We start from the raw sequence: 22428 nt of genomic DNA, 5'->3' as shown, positions 1-22428 counted from the left end.
GTGCTCAGGCTGTCAGCGGAAAACCAGTATCAAAGGTCGATGCCACGTCCAGCTTCTGCCTGAGCAGGCCAGACTTCAGATAGAAGTCTGCCGTGCGCTGCTGCTCGGCAATAAGTTGAGCGTCAATCGGGCGCCACACCGTCTGGCGCCGCGCGAACTGCAGCCGCGCCGCCTCGGGCGCAATGCCGATGATGCGCGCCAGCGTGGCCGAGTAGCTGTCGACATGCTGGTACGACCAGACCTGTGCACGCACCACACGCTGCAGGAAATCACGCAGAACATCGCGCTTGGCAGCCAATGCTGCGTCCGTGGCGGCCAGGTAGCTCAGGCCCGACCACAGCCCGCGCCCGCTCACCAACACGCGCGCATGCCCGGCGGTTTCGGCCATCGCCGTATAGGGTTCCCAGGTAGACCACGCATCAATGGAGCCGTTGACCAGGGCAAGCTTGGCATCGGCGGGCGGCAGAAAACGGAAGTTGGCATCTTGCGGCCCCAGCCCGGCAGATTCCAACGCCTTGAGCGCCACCAGGTGCCCGATCGAGCCCCGGTTGGTGCCGATGGATCTGCCCTTGAGGTCCGCCGCCGTCTTCAACGGTGAATCCGGGCGCACCAGCACTGCCGTGCCATAGGGATCCGACCGGTTCGCGCCGATCAGCTTGATGCGCGTGCCGGCTGCCAGCGCGAAGATGGCCGGCGCATCGCCAATCGGCCCCAGATCCACCGCGCCCGCGTTGAGTGCTTCGGCCAGCGGCGCAGCCGCAGGAAACTCTGTCCACTGAATGTCGTAGGGCACGCCTTTGAGCGCGTCTGCCGCCTCCAGCAGTGCGCGTAGCCCGCCCTTCTGGTCGCCGGCCTTGAGCACGGGGCGCGCCTGTGCAAAGGGCAAGGCCGGCGCAGCCGCCAGCAGCAGCGCAGATTGTGCAAAACGTCGTCGAGAAATCGGCATGGTGGTCAATGGATAAAGCCGCCCTTCACATAACGCACCGGTTCGGCGTCCATGCGGGCGATGAGTGTGTCGAGCCCCGCGGCGCGCGGCGTTTCAGCGGCGCGTGAGGCGGAGGTGCAAAGGAAATCGGCGTCGGACCAGGTGGTGCCCGGTTCACCGCGCGCCCGCAGCCAGCCATTGCGATCCGCCAGCAACTGCATGCCTGAGAACGTTTGTGGTGTGGCGCCGGCAATGGCCGCAAAGATGGGCCAGGCATCCTTGCCGTCCACCACGCAGCGCGCCCGCATTGGCGGTGGTGCCGAAGGCAGCGTGCCGTCTGGCGTGACGAGCAATGTTTGGAAGCGCGGGTCTTCAAAAGGCAACTGGCTTGCCGACGCAGCGTCGATGGCAACCACCCGCACGCGTTGTCCATCCCTCCACGCATTCAGCGGTTCGGGCGAGGCATCCGTGCAATGCACGGCCAGCCCCGGCAGCGCCATCGGCACCGGCCAGCCACCTGCACGCACGCCGCCGCTGGCCGCCAGTACTTTCATGTAATCGAGCACGGCCCAGATGTCGTTGTCGCTCAACCGGTTGGCAAAGGCGGGCATGGTGGCTGCGCCTTGCGCATCCTGCATGCCGTGGGCGATGTGCCAGAACAGCTCGCCATCGGCATGGCGGCCGAGCAGCGGGCCGACGACGGTGGGCGGCCAGCGTGTAAGCGTAGCGGCCAATGGGCCTTCTCCACGGCCATCCGCGCCGTGGCAGCTTGCGCAGGCGGCGTTGTAGACCCGCGCGCCATTCGCAATGGATGCCAGGGAGAACGCGGTCGGGCTGGCATGGAAACTGGTCGGCACGGCGGATGACAGCACCACCGCCGAAGGCCACGGCGCCACAACGAGGAGGCCGGCCGCCACCCCCAGCGCCACGGCACGCCAGCGACGCACCCAGACCGCCGCAAGCACGGCCACCAGTGCCAACGCCACGGCAATGAGCGTGATGCCCAGTTGCCGCGCCTGCCCCAAGTCGATCAACAGCGTTTCACCGGCAATGCGCACACCCCAAGGCCACGCCGGCTGGCCGTGCACATCGCCGGTCAAGCCCAACGCATGCCACAGCGTCAGCAGCCCTTGCTGCGCCCACTGCAGGAAGCCGAGCAACGTATTGAGCCAGGCCGTCGGTGGAGGGCCGCTCATGACTGCACTTTCATCTTGGGATGTCCTGCGCGCGCCCTACCAGGTCTGGCCCAGGCCAAGGTGGCCAAGCGCCTCGTGCCGCAGAGCATTCAGGCGTGGATCACCACGATGGCGCGGATAAGGCAGGTCGACCGTCAACTCCGCTGCAATGCGCGCCGGGCGCGGGCTGAAGATGATCACGCGCTGGGCCAGGAACAACGCCTCTTCCACATCGTGCGTAACCAGCACCGTAGAGAAACGCGCCCGCTGCCACAGCGCTACCAGCTCGCTCTGCATGGCCAGCCGCGTGAGGGAATCGAGCTTGCCCAGCGGTTCATCCAGCACCAGCAGTTGCGGATCGTTGACCAATGCGCGCGCCAGTGCCACGCGCTGCGCCATGCCGCCCGACAACTCGTGCGGAAACGCACGGTGAAAGCCCTTGAGGCCGACACGCTCCAGCGCATCATCCACCCGGTCGCGCTCCGCCTTGAGCACGCCACGCGCCTGCAAGCCGAGAGCGACGTTGTCCCACACCCGGCGCCACGGATACAGCGTCGGGTCTTGAAACACGACAACGCGCGACGGATCCGGCTCGGTGATGGGCGCATCGTCCTGCAGGATGCGGCCGCGCGTGGGCGCTTCCAGCCCGGCAATCAGGCGCAACAAGGTGGATTTGCCGCAGCCGCTGGGGCCCAGCAGTGCGACGAACTCGCCGGGCTGCACGGCCAGGTCAACGTTGTCGAGCACCTGCAGCGGGTTGGCGCGGCTGCCAAACCAGTGGCTCACGCCCTGCACGTCAATGCGTGCGCCGGTGGTGGCAGGCGTGACGGGTGCGGCCGCCTCAACCGGCGCTTCGCGTTCAAGCACGGCTACCATTTCAGCGTCCCCTTCTGCCAGACCAGCGCGCGGTCACGCACCTTGAACAGCAGCGTGATGATGCTGGAGAACAGCAGCGCCATCACGATCAGCGCCGCATACATGTTCACGTAAGAGGCCCAACCCTGGGCCCACGTCAGATACCACCCGAGGCCCGATTTCACGCCCATCATCTCGGCCGTCACCAGCACCGTAAACGACGCGCCCAGCCCCATGAACAACCCGACGAATACCTGCGGCAATGCAGCCGGAATTGCCACACGCAGCACCAGGAAGGCGTTGGAGGCACCGAGCGTACGGGCCACGTCGTAGTAGCTCTTGTTCACGCCAGCCACACCGGACCACGTGAGCACCGCCACCGGAAAGCCCGACGCCAGCGCAATCAGAAAGGCCGCCGCCGAATAGCTCGACGGGAAGAAGTAGAAGGTGATCGGCAGCAGCGCCGTGGCGGGCAACGGGCCCAGAATGCGCAGCACCGGATGCACCCAGTACCCCACGGCACGCGACCAGCCGATCGACACGCCCACCAGGAAGCCCGTCAGCGCGCCAAAGAAGTAGCCCAGCCCCAGCAGCTTGAGCGTGTTGATGACGCTGCCGCCCAGGCACGCCCAGTCTTCGGTGTAGACCTCGATCAACGCCTGCGGCGGCGCAAAGAACGGCGTAGGCAGGAAGCCCGATTTGGCTGTCAGCGCTTCCCATGCGCCCAGCACGACCGGTACGGCGATGAGCCACGGCCCGAGAGGCTGTAGCGTTTCCTGCACGGCACGCAGGGGCGCCACGTACGCACCCACCAGCGCCAGAACGAACAGCGCAACGCTCACCAGTAGTGCCGCGATACCAAGTTCTGCTGTGAAGGCCCAATCGCTGAAGCCGATCACATGGTTGGGCCAGCGCCACGTCAGCAATCCGAAGGCGGCCCACGCCAGCCCGGCCACCGTGCCAGAGCGCCATACGCGCGCATGGGTAATCGCGCCGCCAAAGGGGTTGGACAGCGCGGCAGGCGCCTCCAGCGTTTGAGGGGCGGTAGTCGTAGTCATGTCGATGCTCTCCTCATGTCGCGTGCCCTACGCCAGCACGTTCACGTAGACGTGCTGCGCCAGGCGCTGCGGGTCGGTCGTCTTCTTGATGACGCCGATGCGGCGGAAGTCTTCCGCATAGAAGGCGATCTCGTCGCGCAGGTCGACACCCGTCGGGTGGTGCGTATAGGTGAGCGTGGCGTAGAGCTTGCGCAGATCGTCCACCGCCACCTTGGGCGAGTACTTGGCAAACACCTTGGCGGCCTCGTTCGGGTTCTCGTTGACGAAGTCCGTCGCCTGCACAATGGCGCGTGCCAGGCCGGAGGCCGCCTGGCGGTCATTGCGCACGAGTTCGCCACGCGCGCCGATCACGCAGCAGACTTTGCGCGCGTACTCGCCAGTGAGGTTGGTCGCCAGTTCCACATAGGCACCGTTGGTGCGCTTTTCCAGCAGGTAGAGGTTCGGGTCGCCGTCGGCAATGGCCTGAATCTCGCCCTTGTCCACCGCCACGCCCAGCAGGTCCGCCGGGTACTGGCGCCAGGTGATGTCGCGGTCGGGGTCGATACCGTGCTTGGCCAGCAGGATGGTGAAGAAGTGCTTGCCCGGCGCGGCCAGATCGCTCACGCCCACGGTCTTGCCCTTGAGCGCGGCCAGGTTGGTCACACCCGCGGCCTTGGAGCCAACCAGCCGCACGCAGCCGCCGTGCGAGCTGCCAATGATCTTCACGTCAAAACCCGCCTCCAGCGGCTTGAGCCAGCGGTGGATCATCCCCACGGCAGCATCGGCCTTGCCGGTGGCGATGGATTCCAGCAATTGATCGGTCGAGCCGCTGTAGTTGATCAGGTCGACCTGCAGGCCGTTCTTCTCGAAGAAGCCGCGCTCCTGCGCCACCACGATGGGCGTCAGGCAGAACGAGTTCTGGTTCCACGCAAACGTGAGCTTGCGCTGCTGCGAATAGGCCTTGCGGCCCAGGATCAGGGCCGGTGCGGCCAGCGCCGTGGCGGCGGCCGCGTGCAGTACCTTGCGGCGCGAGATCCCCGCATTGTCTTGGCTCATTGAATGCTCCCCGTATGGTGATGCGTTGGATGTGTTCTGCGTTTTGTCTTCTGATCAATCCAGCACGTCCGGCTCCGCGGCGACGAGGCCTGCATACAGGCTCTCGAATGCGTGCAGCGACCCTTCGGGCCCGCCGACCTGGCTGTGCGTGTGCTGCGCGGTGGCCGCGTCGATCAACTGCGGCGTGCCGGCAGCTTCGGCCAGCAGTTGCGTATGTGCGGCGTTGTCCAGCGCGATGTACCACCATGCGGCGGCTTCCACGGTGGGGCCAGCGGTGAGGATGCCGTGGTTCTTCAGGATCACGCCCTTGTGTGTGTCGCCGCCCGGTTTGGTCAGTGCGCGCGCAATGCGTTCGCCCTCGCTGGCGTCGACCACCATGCCGGTGAAGTCGTCAAACAGCGCATGGTCTTCGTAGAACGAGCAGGCATCCTGCGTGAGCGGATCGAGCGGCCGGCCCAGCGTCGACCACGCCTTGCCATACGTCGAATGCGTATGCGCTGCCGCCACGATGTGCGGGTGCGCCTCGTGAATCGCCGCATGAATGGCAAACGCCGCCTTGTTGAGCGGCCGGTTGCCGATGACCGTCTCGCCGCACGCATTGACGAGCAGCAAGTCCGACACCTTGATGCGCGAGAAATGCACACCCAGCGGGTTCACCCAGAAGTGGTCCGGCAGCTCCGGATCGCGTGCGGTGATATGCCCGGCCAGCCCAAGATCAAAGCCATGCCGCGCAAAGATGCGAAAGGCTGCTGCCAGGCGCTCTTGCCGATGGCGCCGTTCTGCCTCAACAGACGTGCGCGCCGCGGGCGGATCGAACCAGAACTTCTGCTGCGGCTGCGGGTTGAGCCGGAGCGAGGTGGATGCCGGGCGCTCGATGGAAAGGACTTCGCTCATGCCCGCGCCCTCACGCCGCCTTGCGCTGTGCATCGCGCTGCGCCACCAGCTCGCGCACACGCGGGATGAGTGTGCGGCCGTAGTCGACCACATCTTCCAGCGGATCGAAGCCGCGGATCAGGAAGGTCGTGACGCCCAGGTCGTAGTAATCGAGCAGCGCATCGGCCACCTGCTCCGGCGTGCCGACCAGTGCGGTGGAGTTGGAGCGTGCGCCGGTTTCCTTGGCGATGGCCGTCCACAAACGTTTGTCCACGCGCTCGCCCTGCTCGGCCGCGGCCAACAGGCGGCGCGCGCCTTCGCTCTGTTGCGGGCCGCCACGGCTGTAGCCCTGCTGCAGGCGCAACGCGCGGGTACGTTCGAGAATGCGCTCGGCGCGGGCCCAGGCAGCCTCTTCCGTATCCGCCAGAATCGGCCGGAACGATACCGAGAAGCGGATGCTGCGGCCGTGCTTGGCGGCCTCCGCACGCACACGCGTGGTCAGTTCACGCACCTGGTCGAGCGATTCCCCCCACAGGGCATACACATCGGCGTGCTTGCCCGCCACCTCCACCGCCACGTCCGACGCGCCGCCAAAGTAGATCGGCACATGCGGCTTTTGCGCCGGCTTCACCTCCGAGAAACCCTGCTCGAAACGGTAGAACTCGCCCTCGTGATCGAACGGTTTGGCCTCGGTCCAGATGCGGCGCAGGATGCCGAGGTATTCGTCGGTGCGGGCGTAGCGCTGGTCGTGGTCGAGGTAGTCGCCATCGCGGCGTTGTTCGCTGTCGGAGCCGCCCGAGATGAAGTGCACCCCCAGGCGTCCGCCGGTGAACTGATCCAGCGTGGCAATCTGGCGTGCAGCCAGCGTCGGGTTGGTGAAGCCTGGCCGGTGCGCCAGCATGAAGTGGATGCGCTCGGTCAGCGCCGCCGCATACGAGATCGTCAACGTGGCCGATGGGCCGGTCGAATGGTGCGGCACCAGAATGCGGTCGAAGCCGGCCTGCTCGTGTGCCTGCGCAAAGGCACGCACATAGTCGCGATCGATCACCGGCCCATTCGGATCAGGCGGATGGATTTCCGACTGCTTCTGGCTCTGGATCATGCCGATGAAATCGACGCTCATGGTGGCTCGCTCCGCATATCGTTAGAAGATCGGCGAGGCTGCATTTGCTGCGTTGCACCTCGCCATGAATGCGAATGAAGTTACGTCACCACCAGCGTTGCACTAACGAATAAATTCAACGCTGCATATTCGGCATGGATCGTTCGCCGTGCGCGGCAACACGGCTACGCTGTGCGGCAACATCACTTGCTTCGTGCGCCGCTTCGCCATGTCGTCCATCCCTCTGCATCGCCTGCCCACGGCACCCGAACGGCTTGCCGAGGTGCTGGCCGCCATCACGCCGCAGTTGGCTGCCACCGCTGCGGAGCACGATGCGCAGGGCACGTTTGCACACGAGAACTTTGCCCTGCTGCATGCCTCCGGGCTGACCGCGCAAGTCATTCCGCAAGCACACGGCGGCGGTGGCGCAGAGCTGGCCACGGCGCGCCGCATCATCGCGTCGGTTGCATACGGCGATGCCGCAACCGCGCTTGTGTTGACGATGACGTATCTGCAGCATCGTGCGCTGGGCCGCGCCGATACGCGCTGGCCTGCACATCTCCGCCAGCAGGTGTTCTCCACTGCGTTGAATGAAGGTGCCCTCATCAACGCCTTGCGTGTGGAGCCGGACCTGGGCACACCCGCACGTGGTGGCCTGCCCGGCACCGTCGCTACACGCGTTGGCGACCACTGGCGCATCCACGGCCGCAAGCTCTACAGCACCGGCAGTCCGGCGCTGCGCTGGCTGGCGGTCTGGGCGCGCACCGATGAAGCAGAGCCGCGTGTCGGCATCTTCCTCGTCCCGCGCCCGTTGCCGGACACGCCCGGCATCCGCATCGAACCCACCTGGAACCACCTCGGCCTGCGCGCTTCGGGCAGCCACGACGTTGTGCTGGAAGACGTGGCCATTCCGCTCGATCACGCTGTTGACATCCGGCCTGCCGCTGAGTGGGCAGATAGCGGCGCGCATGTCGATCAGCAAGCCTGGATGGCCGTCTTGCTCGGCAGCCTGTACGACGCCGTGGCGCAGGCCGCACGCGACTGGCTCGTGCAGTTCCTGAATACGCGTGCGCCCGCCAACCTCGGTGCCCCCCTGGCAACGCTGCCGCGCATGCAGGAAGCCGCAGGCGAAATTGCCGCTGCGCTGCGGACCAACCGCGTGCTGCTCGACCACGCTGCCGAGGCAGCCGATGCCGGCATGCCGCTCTCCACGACCGATAGCGGGCTGCTCAAGTACACCGTCACCGGCAATGCCATCCGCGCGGTCGAACTGGCCCTGCAGCTCTCGGGCAACCACGGCCTGTCGCGCCACAACCCGCTCGAACGCCATTACCGCGATGTGCTCTGCAGCCGCATCCACACCCCGCAGAACGATTCGATCCTGCTGGCGGCCGGCCGCACTGCGCTTGGGGTTTAGCTGGACGCCAGAACCCCAGTCCAGCAAGATGAGCCGAAACCCCACATCAGGAACCTGCCGATGAGCACGCCTGCCCTCGCTACCGCACCTGCACAGACGCAATCCCCGCAATCCATCTTGCCGCTGCGCGATTTCGTGACCGCACTGTCCCGCCTGCTCGATCAGCAGCCGACGGAAGCGGAAATCCTCTCGCGTGCCGGCGCGCTGCTCGGCGCACTCGTCGCGCAGGACAACTGGCTGCCTGCCGAATACGCCCAGCCGCATCCCGAGTACTTTCAGCAGTACCTACTGCATGTCGATTCCGGCGAGCGCTTTTCCATCGTCAGCTTCGTCTGGGGTCCGGGCCAGCGCACGCCCATCCACGACCACACCACGTGGGGCCTGATCGGCATGCTGCGCGGCGCGGAGTACTCGCAGCCGTTCAAGCTCGAAGCCGACGGACGCCCGCTGCCCGATGGTGTGGCCATCCGTCTGGAGCCCGGCCAGGTCGAGCGCGTCTCACCGCGTGTGGGCGACATCCACCGCGTGCACAACGCGTTTGACGACCGCACGTCGATCAGCATCCACGTCTACGGCGGCAACATCGGCGGCATCCACCGCTCCGTCTATACGGAAGACGGCGAGCGCAAGCCGTTCATCTCCGGTTATTCGAATACCCACCTGCCCAATCTCTGGGACCGTTCCAAGGACACGTCTGCCTCATGAGTACCGTCATCGATACCCTCGAAGCCACCGACTCGCCGGTCGCCGCACCGCTGGCCGAGACCCACGTCCCCACGCTCACCTACGCTGACGTGCGCGCCGCCTTGCTGGCCCGCAAGGAAATCGCCCTGGTCGATGTGCGTGAAGAAGACCCCTACGCGCAGGCACACCCGTTGTGGGCGGCCAACCTGCCGCTCTCGCGGCTGGAGCTGGAGGCGTGGTCGCGCATTCCGCGTCGCGATACGTTGATTGTTCTGTATGGCGTGCACGACGGCGTGGACTTGGCCCCGCAAGCGGCCGCCAAACTAGCTGAACTCGGCTACACGCGTGTCTATCTGCTCGAAGGTGGTCTGGATGGCTGGCGCGCGGCAGGTGGCGAGGTCTTCCAGGACGTGAACGTGCCCAGCAAATCCTTTGGCGAATACGTGGAGGCACAACGCCATACGCCCTCGTTCAGCGCGCAGGAGGTCAAGGCGCTGCTCGATGCGAAGCAGGATGTGGTGATCGTCGATGCGCGCCGCTATGACGAATTCCAGACCATGAGCATCCCCACCGCGACCAGCGTGCCGGGGGCGGAGCTTGTGCTGCGCATCCGTGAGCTGGCGCCGGACCCGGCCACGCAGGTCATCGTCAACTGTGCCGGGCGCACGCGCAGCATCATCGGCACGCAATCGCTGGTGAATGCAGGCATTCCCAACCCGGTGGCCGCGCTGCGCAACGGCACCATCGGCTGGCTGCTGGCCGATCAGGTGCTGGACCACGGCATCAACCGCCGCCACCCGGAAGCCGTATCCGCACAGACCCGCGCCCAGGCCCAGGCCGATGCACGCGCCGTGGCAGAGCGCGCCAACGTGCCGCGCATTGCCTTGGCCGACGTTGCCAAGCTGGAAGCTCCCGACCGCACGCTCTACAAGCTGGACGTGCGCACACCCGAGGAATACGCCGCCGGCCACCTGCCCGGCTTTGCCAGCGCCCCCGGCGGGCAGCTCGTGCAAGAGACGGACCACACCGCCGCCGTGCGCGGCGCCCGCATCGTGCTGACCGATGACGACGGCGTGCGCGCCGACATGACCGCCTCCTGGCTCGCGCAGATGGGCTGGGAGGTGTACGTGGTCAACCCGGTCGACGCCAGCGAGCGCAGCGCAACCGGCCCGTGGCATGCCCCGACTGCCGATACGCCAGCGGTACGCACGGTAGATGCTCGCGCCCTGGCCGGTTGGCTGGATGCCGGCGACACAGCGGTCATCGACGTCACGCGCAGCGCCAACTACGTGGCGCGGCACATTCCGGGGGCTTGGTTTGCCGTGCGTTCAGACCTGCCCGGCGCGCTCAAGCGCATCCCGCCGGCCCGCCGCTACGTGCTGACCTGCGGCTCCAGCCTGCTCGCCCGCTTTGCCGCCGTGGATCTGGCCAGGCTCACGCAAGCTGAGGTCTGGGTGCTCGACGGCGGCACGGCAGCCTGGGTGGCAGCGGGTCTGCCGGTGGAGTCTGGCGAAACACACCTTGCCTCCGACCGTATCGACCGCTACCGCCGTCCATATGAAGGCACAAACGCCCCGCGTGCGGCCATGCAGGGCTATCTGGACTGGGAATTCGGCCTGGTGGAACAACTCGGCCGGGACGGCACGCACGGCTTCCGGGTCATCTGACGGCCGTCTGAGGTTCTGATCTCCACCCTTGAGGTTCAGAACGCCGAACTTTGGGTCGGCCAACCCGGCGCTTGAGGTTTTGAACGCCATGTTTGAGGTTCAGAACCCCGCCGTTGGGGTTCTGAACGCCGCATCTGACGTTCTGAACCTCAGGGTGTCGGCTTCGGAACCTGCCCCTCCAAGTTCTGAACGCCGTCGTTGAGGTTCTGAACGCCAACGATGGCCTTTGGAACGCGAAAGGCGGCGTTCCGAACGCGTCGCCTCCTCAAACTCACGTGCTTGCTAACGCCGCTAACAACGAGCGATAACAAAACTCGTTTTGCGCATAAGCCCGCCTTGAGTAGCATCGGGACTTCCTCGCCTGGGTTCCGACATGTCTCCCTTCATCGCGGTCTGCCTGCTCATCACGTATGTGGTGTGGGGCACGACGTATCTCGCCATCCGTTTTGCGCTGACCGATCTGCCACCCTTCCTGATGATGGGCTCGCGGTTTCTGGCGGCAGCGGCGTTGCTTGCCCCGCTGGTCATCCTGCGCCAGCGCGAGCGGCCAGAAGATCGTCCAAGCTGGCGCCAGGTACGTAACTGTGCGCTGATCGGCGCCTTCATGCTGGTGGGCGGCATGGGCATGACCGCCGTGGCCGAGCAGACTATCTCTTCCGGCGCCACTACGGTGATGATCGCGTCGATGCCGCTGTTCTCCACACTGTGGACGCTGCTGGCGGGCGGCCGTCTGCGCGCGTATGAGATTGGTGCGATTGCGCTGGGTAGCATCGGCATTGCGGTGCTGTTCCGTGGTGCGGAGTTCCAGGCCAGCACAGCTGGCGTGCTGGCGCTGACCACGGCCATTGCATCGTGGTCGTTCGGCTCGCAGCTCTCCAAGCGCATCGACATGCCCAAGGGCACAACGGCCTTTGTGCTAGAGATGGCTTTTGGCGGTGCGGCACTGGTGCTGCTCAGCCTGATCGTGGGCGAGAAGTGGCCGCACAGCATCGGCCTGCATTCCGCGCTGGCATGGGGTTATCTGGTGGTGTTCGGTTCGGCCATTGCGTTCACGGCTTACATGGCCCTAGTGGAACGCGTGTCCACCGTCATGGCGACGAGCTATGTCTACGTGAACCCGCCCATCGCCCTGTTGATGGGCGCATGGCTGGCCGACGAGCAGGTCGCACCGCAAACACTAGGGGCCACAGGTATCATCCTGGCGGCCGTGGTGGTGCTGACGGCCGGTGCCACGCGGGCGGCCCGGCGCGCGACGGCCTAAGCCCTATTCCACGAACGACGAAGGCTGCGTGCCAGAGGGCGCGGTTTCGTCGTTCAAGACGGTGTCTTCAACACCGTCCAGGCGCCTGAGCCATGCCATCAACGGCTCGGCCTGCTGTGGGCGCGAGAACAGGTAGCCCTGCCCCAGATCACAGCCGGCCTTGCGCAGCAGCGCGAGTTGTTCGGGGTCTTCCACGCCTTCGGCCACCACTTCCATCTTCAGGCTGTGCGCCATGGCGATGACCGCGCCGGCAATCGCCTCGCCGTCACCCGGCATGCGCTGCACAAAGCTGCGGTCGATCTTGAGCTTCTGGATCGGGAAGCGCTGCAGATACGCCAGCGACGAATATCCCGTGCCGAAATCGTCGATCGACAGGCTGATGCCCGCCATGTGTAGCGCTTCGAGCAACGCGATGTTGGCCTCGATGTCTTCCATCAGCACGCTTTCGGTAATCTCCAGCTCCAGCATGTGCGGCGGCAGGCCCGTCTCGGCCAGCACGTTGAGCACGTTCTGCACCAGGGCCGGATCGCGCGCCTGCCGTGCAGACAGGTTGACCGACACGCGCAGCGTGACACCGTCTTCACGCATCCAGCGCGCAGCCTGCTGACACGCCGTGCGCAGCACCCACAGGCCCAGCGGCACGATCAGGCCGGTTTCTTCCGCCACGGCGATGAACTCGCCCGGGCCGATCAGGCCGATCTCCGGATGGCGCCAGCGCACCAGCGCTTCCACGCCGTACACGTGCGAGCTGGGGACCGCGGTGCCATCCGTGTTGAGGCCCTGCAGGCGAACCTGTGGCTGATACGCCAGCAGCAGCTCGTCGCGGTCGAGCGCACGGCGCAGATCAGCCTCGACGCGCAGGCGGCGGCGGGCCTGTTGATCCATCTCGGAGGTGAAGCTGGCAGCCGCGTTCTTGCCGCGGTTCTTGGCGTAGTACATCGCTGTGTCGGCATTGCGCGTGAGGGCCTGCACGTCGCGTGCGTCATGCGGATACAGGCTCACACCGACGCTGGCCGTTACGTAGATCTGATGCAGATCCAGCGCAAACGGTGCCGCCAGCGCCGCGAGAATGCGCTTGGCCAGACCATCCGCCAGCTCAGCGGCGTCCGTCGGGGTAATCGATGCGCGCCCGGACAGTTCAGCAATGATGGCGAACTCGTCTCCGCCGATACGGCACAGCACGGCACGCAGGTTGGCCTGTTCGATGATTTCGTTCAGGCGGCGTGCCACCTGGCGCAGCAGGCGGTCGCCGTTGTTGTGGCCCAGCGTGTCATTGACCACCTTGAAGTTATCGAGGTCCAACAGCAGTAGGCCGACCGCCCCCGACTGGCCCGCGCGCTTGAGCGACACCTGCAGCCGTTCATTGAAGGCGTGCCGGTTGGGCAGCTCCGTCACCGAGTCGATGTGGGCGAGATAGTCCAGGTGGGCTTCGGCCTGCAACACCGCGCGGCGCATGCGGGCGATCACCAGATAGGCGACGCCCATGGCGCCAATGCCTACCGATACCGTCAGCACGGCATAGCCGAGCAGCTGCATGTACAGCTCGATCAGGCTGGAGCGGATCACCACGTAGCCGATCACGCGGCGCTCGGACTCCACCGGCTCAACCACCTCCAGCGTGGTCAGCGTGGAGATGTCTTCCTCGCGCAGCATGGCGGCATCGGGCGCGCGCACGGGGGCTGCATCGCCATGTTGATACAGCGCCAGCGGCTTGCGCAGCGCCGTGAAGATGCCGGCCGCACGCAGCGACGGCGATGCGCTCAGCGCACCCAGCGTCTCTTCGGCGGCGCGACGGTCGTTGAACAGCAGCGCCGCGACACTGTTGGCGCCGATGATGCGTCCCTGCACGTGCACGTCGCGCACCAGCGCCGCATGCAATGCGATGAACTGGAACACGATCAGCAGGAAGCCGGCAATGGTGAGCGCCGCACCGGCACCCGCCATGTTTGCCCGCACCACGGTGTGCCCCAGGCGGGGCCGTTGTGTCATCAGGGCCAGGTTCATTGCACGCTCCTTGCCAGACGCAGCAACTGCGAGCTGAGCTGCAGGCCAGCCTGCCGCGCCGCGCCCGCGTCGATGTCGAAAACGACCCGGTTGTCCTGCAAGGCTAGTGCAATCATCGGCGTGAGTGCACCCTTGTGACCGTCACCCACCGTTAGCACGGGGGTGGCCGGGTCCAGGCGGACACCGCGGGATGACTGTGCATCCAGCACCAGCAAATGGCAACCGCCAATGGCGCCATCGTTGATCTGTCGGATTTCCAGCCGGTGTCCGCGCACGGGTTTTCCTGTCAGTTTTTCCAAGGCTGCCTGCAGCGGGTGCTCGGCGGTCACGCACACCACCATTGGGGCGCCAGCCAACATCGCGTCGGTCGGCCAGGTGGTGAACAGCGCAAAGTTGTAGATGAAGGCCGCCTTGATCTGGGCTTCGCTGGCCTGCATCTGCGCATAGGTGACCCGCATCCATGCCACCGTTGCCAGTACCACGGCCAACGCCGCGCACAGCCTGCGCAGGCGCTGGCTCGTGGCACGACGGAGGTGGGCGCGCAGTGCGTTCATCGGAAGGTATAGGTGAGCTTCAGGCGAAACGTGCGGCCATCCTGCTGGATGGCGGGCATCAACACCTCCTGCCCAGCCGGGTCGGCATAGCGCCGGTCAAACAGGTTGTAGAGGCTGGCCGACATCTCCAGATTGGGCGCCAGCCGGGTCGTCAGCAAGGTCAGGCTGGCGATCCAGTAGCCGCCCACGCTGCCCGCGGTCGTCAAACGGTTGCTGATGTACTGCGCCTCCAGCCCGGCACGCCAGTCACTGCGCCACAGTGGCGTGCTGGCGTTGAGCTTGAGCATGTGGCGCGGGGAGTCGCTCAGCGTCTGGCCAGTGGTGACGTCTTCCGAGTGCTGGAAGCTGTAGCTCGCGCGCAGGCGGGTGCCGCCAGGCCAGTTCTGCTGGTAGCCGAGTTCTGCGCCGCGCGTGCGCACGCGCGACACGTTGCTAAAGACCAGCAATCCAGTGTTGGGGTCTTCGCTCTGGCTGATCAGGTTGGAGACGTTGTTCTGGAACACCGACAGCGTCGCCTTGCCGTCGGCACTCACCTGCTGCTCCAGCACGGCTTCATACGTGCGGATGCGCTCGGCAACCAGGCTCGTGTTGACCTGCTGGCCACCCAAGGATGCGGTCTGGTAGTTCAGCTCATAGTCGTTGGGCGCACGGTAGGCCATCCCGTAGATGGCCTTGACGGTCGTGGTGGGTGCGGCGTGCCAGATCAGGCCCACACGCGGGCTGAAGATGCCTGGGGCAAAGCTGGTGTGGTCGTAACGCAGGCCGGTATCCAGTACCCAGTTTGGGTTGAGTACGAACTGGTCTTGCACATAGATGCCAACACGGTTGTTGTTGCGATGGTCATCCAGGTAGCTGAAGTACGGGGTGACATCAAAATTGCGCATGGCATCACGGTAGTCGCGCTGCAGCTCCGTGCCAATCGCGAGTGTGTGCTGGTCGAACCGACGCGTGACGAGCTTGAGTTCAGCGCCGTACCAGGCAGAGTCGTACCAGTCGCGGTTCTCAGTCACCGGCGGATAGTTGTAGATGTAGTGGCCCTGCGATACATAGCGGCCCCAGTACAGCCGTGCCGAGACATCGGTGGCATCGTCCAGCGCGTGCTGCCACGTACCGTCGAGCATCTGGCGCGTGTCGATGCTGCGCGAGCGCGGGTCATTGAAGAACTGGTCGTACGGTGCGGTGGGCGTGCCCTTGGTGCGGTCCGCATAGCCGAAGGTCAGGCCAAACTCGCCAAAGCTGCCCTTGGCGAACAGGCGTTTGCTGCGGTCGAAATCCATGCCGCGCGCCATGCCGTCGCTGACACCGGGCTGGTTGAACTGCGCGAAGTACAGGTCACGGCCCGGCGCGTCGTTCACGCTGGCCGAGAGCAGCCATTCGGCGCCGTTGTCTGCGCGGTTGCCCCAGGTCACCCGCCCATCGCGCGCATTGGCGCTGCCGGTGGCACCGCTGACCTGCACACCGCCGATGTCCCGCCCACGCTTGGTGATGATGTTGATCACGCCAAACAGCGCATTCGAGCCATACGCTGCGGAGCCGGCACCGGGCACGTATTCCACATGGTCAATCAGGTCGACATTCAGCAGCGCATCGGTGCCTACCGCTGCTTCGTCAAAGACGGAGTCGTTGGTACGGTAGCCGTCGATCAGCAGCAGGAAGCGCGTGTCGTAATCGCCCGGGCGCAGGAAGCCGCGCGCGCCAAGCGAGGCGTAGTTGCGGTCGTAGTTGGTGTACAGCCCCGGCAGGCTGCCCAGGATGTCGGCCAGCGTGCGCCAGCCATAGGTCTTGATGTCCTCGGCCGTGATCACCTGCACGTTGGCGGGTGCTTCATTGGCCGCTTCAGCGTACTTGGACGCTCCGGTCACCACCTGCACCTGCATCAACTGCTCGATGGGAAGCTCGGTCAGATCGCTCACATCGGTTCCCGCATAGACGGTGGCTGGTGCCAGCAAAAATGCCAGCGCAAACATTTGCGCATTGCCGATCCGCCTGAAATTCCGCAAAAACAGGTGCAGCGACAGGGCAAATGGAACCATGGCACGTACGCGCTTTCGAGGGCCGTGGGGGGCACGGCGGACGAGCGCACGGGCAATCACAACTAGGGGCGACATCGGCAGACCAGCAGAACCGATCACGTCTCTGGAGGACGTTCAACGGGATTTCAATCGTTCTGCTCTAAAACGGAGGGCGGAGGCGGTTCTTTACCCCTCCCGTGGACGGGACGACACAATGTCGTGCTTGTGGTGCGCAGCGGGTGCCGCACACGGCGTGAAAACTCAGCGGCGGCGCTTGCGCAGGCGCTCGATGGCGGCCAGTTGGGCCACGGCTTCGGCCAGTTCCGCCTGGGCACGGGCGTAGTCGATCTTGCTGTGGCTGTTCTGCATGAGTTCTTCGGCGGCCTTGCGTGCCTGCTGGGCTTTGACCTCGTCCAGGTCACGCGCACGCACGGCGGTGTCGGCCAGCACGATCACCTGCTCGGGCTGCACGTCGACGAAGCCGCCGGCCACGAACAGAATCACTTCTTCGTCATTCTCCAGGGTGACGCGCACAGTGCCGGGACGCAGGCGCGTGAGCAGGCGTTCATGGCCGGGTAGGATGCCCAGCTCGCCCTCGGTGCCGGGAATGACCACGAACTTGGCCGCGCCTTCGTACAACCGTTCTTCTGCCGTCACGACATCGACCTTCAGCACCGGCATGGTGTCTCCTGTTCCTGTGTTGCACGCACTGGCTCACAAGGTAGCACGATGTGCGCCCAGCGCCCTACCCTCTCCTGCCCTGTATCACGCGGCGTTTGCCCGGCACGGCCCAGCGCTGCCCGGCCGGTTCGTAAGGTTTCACAGTGTGAAGCGTCATAAAGGCTCTCTACACTGTGCCGCCAAATAGCAAATGAAATGCAGAGGAAATACAAGCATGCTGGGCGATCTGTTGATGTCGTTCTTCGAGGTGGCCCGCCAGGGCAGCGTGACGGGCGCCGCCAAGCGCCTGCGCCTGTCGCAGCCCACCGTGACCGGACGCATCCGCCAACTGGAAGAGATGTACGGTGTGGAGCTGTTCCACCGCCGCGGCAGCCGGCTGGACCTGTCTGACCTGGGCGTGAGCCTGATGCCGATTGTCGAGCGCCTGGCACAGCAGGAAGGCGACGTCGATTTTCTCCTGCGCAATGCAGGCGACCTGCGCACCGGCAACCTGCGCGTGGGCGCCACTGGCCCCTACTACATCCTGCCCAGCGTGGCCGCCTTCCGCGCCCGCTACCCGACCATCGAGATCACCATCGAGTTTGGCAACTCACAGCAGATGCTGGAGGCGCTGTCCGAGGTCCGCATCGATCTGGCTGTGTCGTCGCACGCGGTGGACGATGAACGCCTGCACCGCATCACCCTGGCCGACGACACGATGGTGCTGGTGGTGCCGCTGGAGAGCCCGCTGGCGCGCCGCCCCCATGTGACGCTCGACGACATTGCCGGCTGCCCGCTGTTGATGCGCGAGCAAGGCTCCGTTACCCGCCGCGTGACCGAAGACGCCCTGACCGCCGCCGGCATCGAACCCGCCAGCATGAGCATCATCGGCAGCCGCGAGGCCATCTACGAGGCCATCAGCCTGGGGCTGGGCTGCAGCATCGTGCCCGCACGCGAGGCACCGCGCCGGCCCGACGTGCGCGTGCTGCCGTTTTCCGCCAATGCGCCGGTCATCCACGAGTACCTGTACTTCCTGAAGGAGCGCAGGGATTCACGGCTGGTACGCAGTTTCCTGGATTGCCTGGACAAACATCATCCGAAGAAAAACGCCGATGCGTTCATCGCCAAAGTTCTGGCGATGGACACAGCCACGACGCGTTGAGGCAGTAACCTCGCGGCTTTCCAACTGCCGCTGCTGCCCGTTGTATGCAATCGCTCGCCCTGTTCGACCTGGACCACACCCTGCTGCCCATCGACAGCGAATACGAATGGGGCCGTTTCCTGGTTGCCCAGGGCGCCGTAGACCGCGAGATCTTCGAGCAGGCCAACGAGCGCTGGATGCGCGAGTACCGCGAGGGCACGCTCGACTTCGCACGCCATGCACGCTTCTCGCTTGGGCTGCTGGCGCAACATCCGCGCACGCGGCTTGACGCATGGCGCGCCACCTTCATGCGCGACGTCATCCAACCGGCCATGCAGCCGCGCGCACGACAGCTGGTTGATGCGCACCTGCGCGCGGGCGACCTGTGCTGCATCGTCACCGCCACGCACCGCTACCTGACCGAACCGATTGCCGCCGCCTTCAACGTGCCGCACCTGCTGGCCGTGGAAGGCGAGACGGTTGCCAACCAACCTGACAGCGATTTCACGGGCAACCTGGTCGGCACCCCGAGCTTTGGCGCCGGCAAGATCGTGCGCGTGACGGAATGGCTCGCGCAGCGCGGCCAACGCATGTCGGATTTCTCTCGCACGGTGTTCTACAGCGATTCACGCAACGATCTGCCGCTGCTGGAAGCCGTCTCCCACCCCATTGCCATCAGCCCCGATGACACCTTGCGCGGCGTGGCCGAAGCGCGCGGCTGGCCGGTAGTTGAACTGTTCGTCGCTTGAAAAGAAAACGCCCGCACGGCGCAAACCGTACGGGCATTTCTCGTTGGCTGACGAAGCGTCAGGCCGTGGCCGTCGCAGGCAACGTTGCCTGCGGTGTCCACTGCGGCAATGCCGTGCCGTCGACCAACGCGTCGACATGGCGATGCGCCAGCGCTGGCCCCACGCTCATGCCAATACCGCTATGCATCAGCGCGACGGTGGTGCGGTCATCGATCGGGGTGATCGAGAACGCGCCGCTGCCGGGCACATGGCACTTGGCGCCGTACACACCCTGCCAGCGCTCCACCACGCGCAGCTTGCTGCCGAACGTGTCGCGCGCCAGGTCCAGCATGATGTTGTCGACCGACTCGGCATTGAATGGGCGAGCGTCCTGGCTGTAGTCGTGTGAATCGCCAACGATCCAGTCGCCGTACGGCGTCGGGCTCACCAGCAGGTGGATGCCGTGGCGCTGCAGTTCCGGGCGTTGATGCTCGATCTGCATGGCGAGCGCCTGGGCGGTCGGCAAATCGGCGAATGCGCCGTAGTGCGTGCACGACAGGCCGGTCAGCACCGCGTGTTCCAGCCGGAAGCCGTCTTCAGGCGTCACGCGCAGCATCTGCAGGCGGCAGACCTGCGGTTGCAGCGCACGCAGTTGATCCGCACACAGTGTCTGGTAGTCGTGGCCGCTGCAGACGATCACACGCTGCGCATTGCACGCGCCTGCCGTCGTTTCCAGCCGGCCGCCTTCCACATGGCGCACGAGCGTGCCGAAGTGGAAGCGCACGCCTTGCGTGGCGAGCCACGATGCCAGCGCCGGAATCGCTTCACGCGAATAGAGCTGCACGTCATCAAAGCCTTGCAGTGCCGCACGATGGCGCATGAAGCGACCGTCGTAGAGATTGGCCAGATCGGCACTGCGCAACAACTTCACGTTGTAGCCAAACGCCGGTGCGCGCGTGGCCATGAACTCGTCCAGCACGGCCTCTTCCGCCGCATTGCGGGCAAACAGCAACGCGCCCTTGGCGCGGGCAAAGATGCCGGCCTTGTCAGCCCAGTCGAGATACAACGCGCGGCTTTCGCGCGCGAGGTCGAGCATGATGCCGGGCGGCTGGCCGGTCACGAGCATCTGCCCAAAGTTGCGGATGGAGGCGCCAACGGCGATCTCGCTGCGCTCGAACACCGTCACGCGCAGGCCGCGTTTGACAGCGGCAGCAGCGTGCGCCAAGCCCAAAATGCCAGCCCCGACGATGGCAACGTCGGTGCTGGCATCCAGGCCCCCTTGAGCAACAGAAATCAGGGGAGCTTCACTCACTTACTTCTTCTCCGACTTGCCGTCGTAGCGCTTGGTCCACTCGGCGAGGATGCGGTCACGGTTGGCGCTGGCCCACGTGAAGTCGTTCTTGATCAGGCGCTTCTCGTAGTCGGCCGGCAGCAGCGGATCCGGCTTGGAGAAGCCCGGCGTGGCCACCACGGCAAAGTTCTTCTCGTACAGCGCCATGGCAGCCGGGCTGGCCGAGAAGTCAGCCAGCTTCTTGGCGGCGTCCAGGTTCTTCGTGCCCTTCATGATGCCGGTGGCTTCCACGTCCCAACCCAGGCCTTCCGACGGCAGCACGATGTCGATCGGGGCGCCTTCCTTTTTCGACTTCACAGCGCGGTATTCAAACGCGATACCGATCGGGAATTCACCCGAAGCCGCCATCTTGCAAGGCTTCGAACCCGAGTGTGTGTACTGGCCGATGTTCTTGTGCAGGGCGTCCATGTAGTCCCAGCCCTTCTGCTCGCCCTGCATCTGCAGCCAGGCGCTCACGTCCAGGTAACCCGTGCCCGACGAGGCCGGGTTCGGCATGACGATCTTGCCGGCATACACGGGCTTGGTCAGGTCGGCCCACGAGGTCGGCTTCGGCAGGTGCTGCTTTTCGGCTTCCACCGTGTTGAAGCAGATGGCGGCGCCCCAGGCGTCCATCCCCACCCATGCCGGCGGGTTGGCCTTGTCACGGTACGTCGCACCGATCTTTGCCAGATCAGTCGGTGCGTACGGCGTCAGCATGCCTTCCTTGTCCAGGATGGCCAGGCTCGATGCGGCCAGGCCCCACACCACGTCAGCGCGCGGGTTGTTCTTCTCGGCCAGCAGCTTGGCGGTGACGACGCCGGTGGAGTCGCGCACCCACTTGATTTCGATGTCCGGATTGGCCTTCTCGAAGGCTTCCTGGTACGCCTTCACTTGGTCAGCTTCCAGCGCCGTGTAGACGGTCAGCGTGGTCTTGGCAAAGGCAGACGTGGCCAGAGCCATTGCAGCGGCGGCAGCCAGGAGGGAAAGACGTTTCGTCATGGTTTCCTCGGTGTGGTGTGAAGCTAGGGATGGAACTGCTGAAGTTACGAACACGCGTTACAAACACTGCGGCCGTTCACCGCGCGCCAGGCGTCGGTTGATGTCGGCCACGACTTCGGGCAGATCGGCGATCGTGTCGATCTCGTAATGCGGGCGGCAGGCGGCAAAGCCTGCGGAAATGGCGACGCGATGGCGCGCACGCTCGTCAACGGACAGCGCGGCGAATTGCTCGTACGGCAGGCCCAGCGCGTTGCCCGACATCAGCAGTGCCACCGTCCACATGCCGGCGCGGCGGCCCTCTTCGATACCGGGCACGGTGTCGTCCACCTTCACGCAGGCGGCCACATCGCCAATGGCGAGATCCACCACGCAGCGCAGCGCCTGTGCGGGCCACGGGCGGGCACGCGGTACCTCATCGCAGGCGATCACGCAGTCGGGGGTGTAGCCGGCCTTGGCGGCCAGCTCGACCACGCGGTCCATGACCACACGCGGGTAGCCCGAGCACGTGCCGATCTTCAGGCCTGCTTCGCGCAGCGCGGCAATGGTTTCCAGCGCGCCGGGAATCATGGCCGAATGCGCGCCCACCTTCTCGATCTGCAGCGGCATGAAGCGGTTGTAGATGGCGGTGACGTCGTCATCGGTGGGCATGCGGCCGTGTGCGAGCGAGAAACGTGCGGCAATCGCGCCGTCGTTGCACAGCGTGCGGATGTGGTCCCACTTGCCCAGCCCCATCGGGCCGCGGGCTTCGTCCAGCGTGATGGCCACGCCGAATTCGCCAAACGCTTCCACGAAGATCTGCGTGGGGGCAAACGAGCCGAAATCGACCACGGTGCCGGCCCAGTCGAGCACGGCGGCTTCCAGGCGCAACGGCGTGGCACCGGGGTTGACGCGGTCAGTGCCCGCCTGGCGGGCCGTGATTGGGGAGGAGTCACCCATGTTCATGCTTCC

Annotated in this window: 20 protein-coding genes; 6 read left to right on the top strand and 14 right to left on the bottom strand. The window is 65.5% G+C overall.

Annotated features, from left to right (window positions below; translation table 11 throughout):
• Positions 1-4 precede the first annotated feature (4 nt).
• The 7 genes from ACS13N_RS25445 to ACS13N_RS25415 are packed head-to-tail and all read right to left on the bottom strand — an operon-like array spanning position 5 to position 7044.
• The gene (locus ACS13N_RS25445; protein ID WP_438934360.1) at positions 5-946 is read right to left on the bottom strand and encodes an ABC transporter substrate-binding protein; all 942 of its coding nucleotides are present in this window, start codon (positions 944-946) and stop codon (positions 5-7) included.
• Positions 947-951: 5 nt separating this feature from the next.
• Positions 952-2121: a c-type cytochrome gene (locus ACS13N_RS25440; protein ID WP_438934359.1), complete on the bottom strand. Its 1170-nt coding sequence runs from the start codon at positions 2119-2121 to the stop codon at positions 952-954.
• Positions 2122-2157: 36 nt separating this feature from the next.
• Complete coding sequence (locus ACS13N_RS25435) at positions 2158-2976, bottom strand: ABC transporter ATP-binding protein (RefSeq protein WP_438934358.1); 819 nt, start codon at positions 2974-2976, stop codon at positions 2158-2160.
• Positions 2970-4013, bottom strand: a complete 1044-nt coding sequence (locus ACS13N_RS25430) for an ABC transporter permease (protein ID WP_438934357.1) — start codon at positions 4011-4013, stop codon at positions 2970-2972. Before ACS13N_RS25430 ends, ACS13N_RS25435 begins: the two co-directional genes overlap by 7 nt.
• Positions 4014-4040: 27 nt before the next feature.
• Positions 4041-5048 carry an ABC transporter substrate-binding protein gene (locus tag ACS13N_RS25425; RefSeq protein ID WP_048935438.1) on the bottom strand — a complete coding sequence of 336 codons (1008 nt, stop codon included), beginning with the start codon at positions 5046-5048 and terminating at the stop codon, positions 4041-4043.
• 54 nt (positions 5049-5102) lie between these two features.
• Positions 5103-5942: a class II aldolase/adducin family protein gene (locus tag ACS13N_RS25420; RefSeq protein ID WP_438934356.1), complete on the bottom strand. Its 840-nt coding sequence runs from the start codon at positions 5940-5942 to the stop codon at positions 5103-5105.
• A 10-nt stretch (positions 5943-5952) separates the two neighbouring features.
• On the bottom strand, positions 5953-7044 hold the full coding sequence (locus tag ACS13N_RS25415) for an LLM class flavin-dependent oxidoreductase (RefSeq protein WP_438934355.1): 1092 nt from the start codon (positions 7042-7044) through the stop codon (positions 5953-5955).
• Positions 7045-7252: 208 nt separating this feature from the next.
• Between ACS13N_RS25415 and ACS13N_RS25410 the strand changes: the two genes are divergently transcribed.
• From ACS13N_RS25410 to ACS13N_RS25395, 4 genes are all read left to right on the top strand, one after another.
• Entirely contained in the window at positions 7253-8440 is a 1188-nt protein-coding gene (locus ACS13N_RS25410; RefSeq protein WP_438934492.1) for an acyl-CoA dehydrogenase family protein, read from the top strand.
• A 60-nt stretch (positions 8441-8500) separates the two neighbouring features.
• The gene (locus ACS13N_RS25405; RefSeq protein WP_438934354.1) at positions 8501-9145 is read left to right on the top strand and encodes a cysteine dioxygenase; all 645 of its coding nucleotides are present in this window, start codon (positions 8501-8503) and stop codon (positions 9143-9145) included.
• Positions 9142-10791, top strand: a complete 1650-nt coding sequence (locus tag ACS13N_RS25400; RefSeq protein WP_438934353.1) for a rhodanese-related sulfurtransferase — start codon at positions 9142-9144, stop codon at positions 10789-10791. Before ACS13N_RS25405 ends, ACS13N_RS25400 begins: the two co-directional genes overlap by 4 nt.
• Positions 10792-11164: 373 nt before the next feature.
• Positions 11165-12052, top strand: a complete 888-nt coding sequence (locus ACS13N_RS25395; RefSeq protein ID WP_438934352.1) for an EamA family transporter — start codon at positions 11165-11167, stop codon at positions 12050-12052.
• 3 nt (positions 12053-12055) lie between these two features.
• Here the strand turns inward: ACS13N_RS25395 and ACS13N_RS25390 are convergent, their stop codons facing one another.
• From ACS13N_RS25390 to ACS13N_RS25375, 4 genes are all read right to left on the bottom strand, one after another.
• A complete protein-coding gene (locus ACS13N_RS25390) occupies positions 12056-14056 on the bottom strand; it encodes a putative bifunctional diguanylate cyclase/phosphodiesterase (protein WP_438934351.1) in 2001 nt (666 codons plus the stop codon).
• Positions 14053-14610: a YfiR family protein gene (locus tag ACS13N_RS25385; RefSeq protein WP_438934350.1), complete on the bottom strand. Its 558-nt coding sequence runs from the start codon at positions 14608-14610 to the stop codon at positions 14053-14055. The genes ACS13N_RS25390 and ACS13N_RS25385 overlap by 4 nt, the downstream gene beginning before the upstream one ends.
• Positions 14607-16577 carry a TonB-dependent receptor plug domain-containing protein gene (locus ACS13N_RS25380; protein ID WP_438934491.1) on the bottom strand — a complete coding sequence of 657 codons (1971 nt, stop codon included), beginning with the start codon at positions 16575-16577 and terminating at the stop codon, positions 14607-14609. The genes ACS13N_RS25385 and ACS13N_RS25380 overlap by 4 nt, the downstream gene beginning before the upstream one ends.
• A gap of 306 nt (positions 16578-16883) precedes the next feature.
• Complete coding sequence (locus tag ACS13N_RS25375; protein WP_438934349.1) at positions 16884-17303, bottom strand: F0F1 ATP synthase subunit epsilon; 420 nt, start codon at positions 17301-17303, stop codon at positions 16884-16886.
• 214 nt (positions 17304-17517) lie between these two features.
• Between ACS13N_RS25375 and ACS13N_RS25370 the strand changes: the two genes are divergently transcribed.
• Together ACS13N_RS25370 and ACS13N_RS25365 are read left to right on the top strand one after the other, a co-directional pair.
• On the top strand, positions 17518-18444 hold the full coding sequence (locus ACS13N_RS25370; RefSeq protein ID WP_438934348.1) for a LysR substrate-binding domain-containing protein: 927 nt from the start codon (positions 17518-17520) through the stop codon (positions 18442-18444).
• A gap of 44 nt (positions 18445-18488) precedes the next feature.
• The gene (locus ACS13N_RS25365; protein ID WP_438934347.1) at positions 18489-19172 is read left to right on the top strand and encodes an HAD family hydrolase; all 684 of its coding nucleotides are present in this window, start codon (positions 18489-18491) and stop codon (positions 19170-19172) included.
• 58 nt (positions 19173-19230) lie between these two features.
• Here the strand turns inward: ACS13N_RS25365 and ACS13N_RS25360 are convergent, their stop codons facing one another.
• The 3 genes from ACS13N_RS25360 to phnX are packed head-to-tail and all read right to left on the bottom strand — an operon-like array spanning position 19231 to position 22416.
• The gene (locus ACS13N_RS25360; RefSeq protein WP_438934346.1) at positions 19231-20463 is read right to left on the bottom strand and encodes a TIGR03364 family FAD-dependent oxidoreductase; all 1233 of its coding nucleotides are present in this window, start codon (positions 20461-20463) and stop codon (positions 19231-19233) included.
• Positions 20464-21480: a putative 2-aminoethylphosphonate ABC transporter substrate-binding protein gene (locus tag ACS13N_RS25355; protein WP_438934345.1), complete on the bottom strand. Its 1017-nt coding sequence runs from the start codon at positions 21478-21480 to the stop codon at positions 20464-20466.
• A gap of 57 nt (positions 21481-21537) precedes the next feature.
• Entirely contained in the window at positions 21538-22416 is an 879-nt protein-coding gene (gene phnX, locus ACS13N_RS25350) for a phosphonoacetaldehyde hydrolase (protein WP_438934344.1), read from the bottom strand.
• Between the last annotated feature and the right edge of the window lie 12 nt (positions 22417-22428).

The sequence above is a fragment of the Ralstonia sp. 24A2 genome, from assembly GCF_051783885.1.
Taxonomy (GTDB): Bacteria; Pseudomonadota; Gammaproteobacteria; order Burkholderiales; family Burkholderiaceae; genus Ralstonia.
The sequence above is the reverse complement of the archived record's forward strand: the minus strand, read 5'-3'. Positions and strand labels throughout refer to the sequence as shown.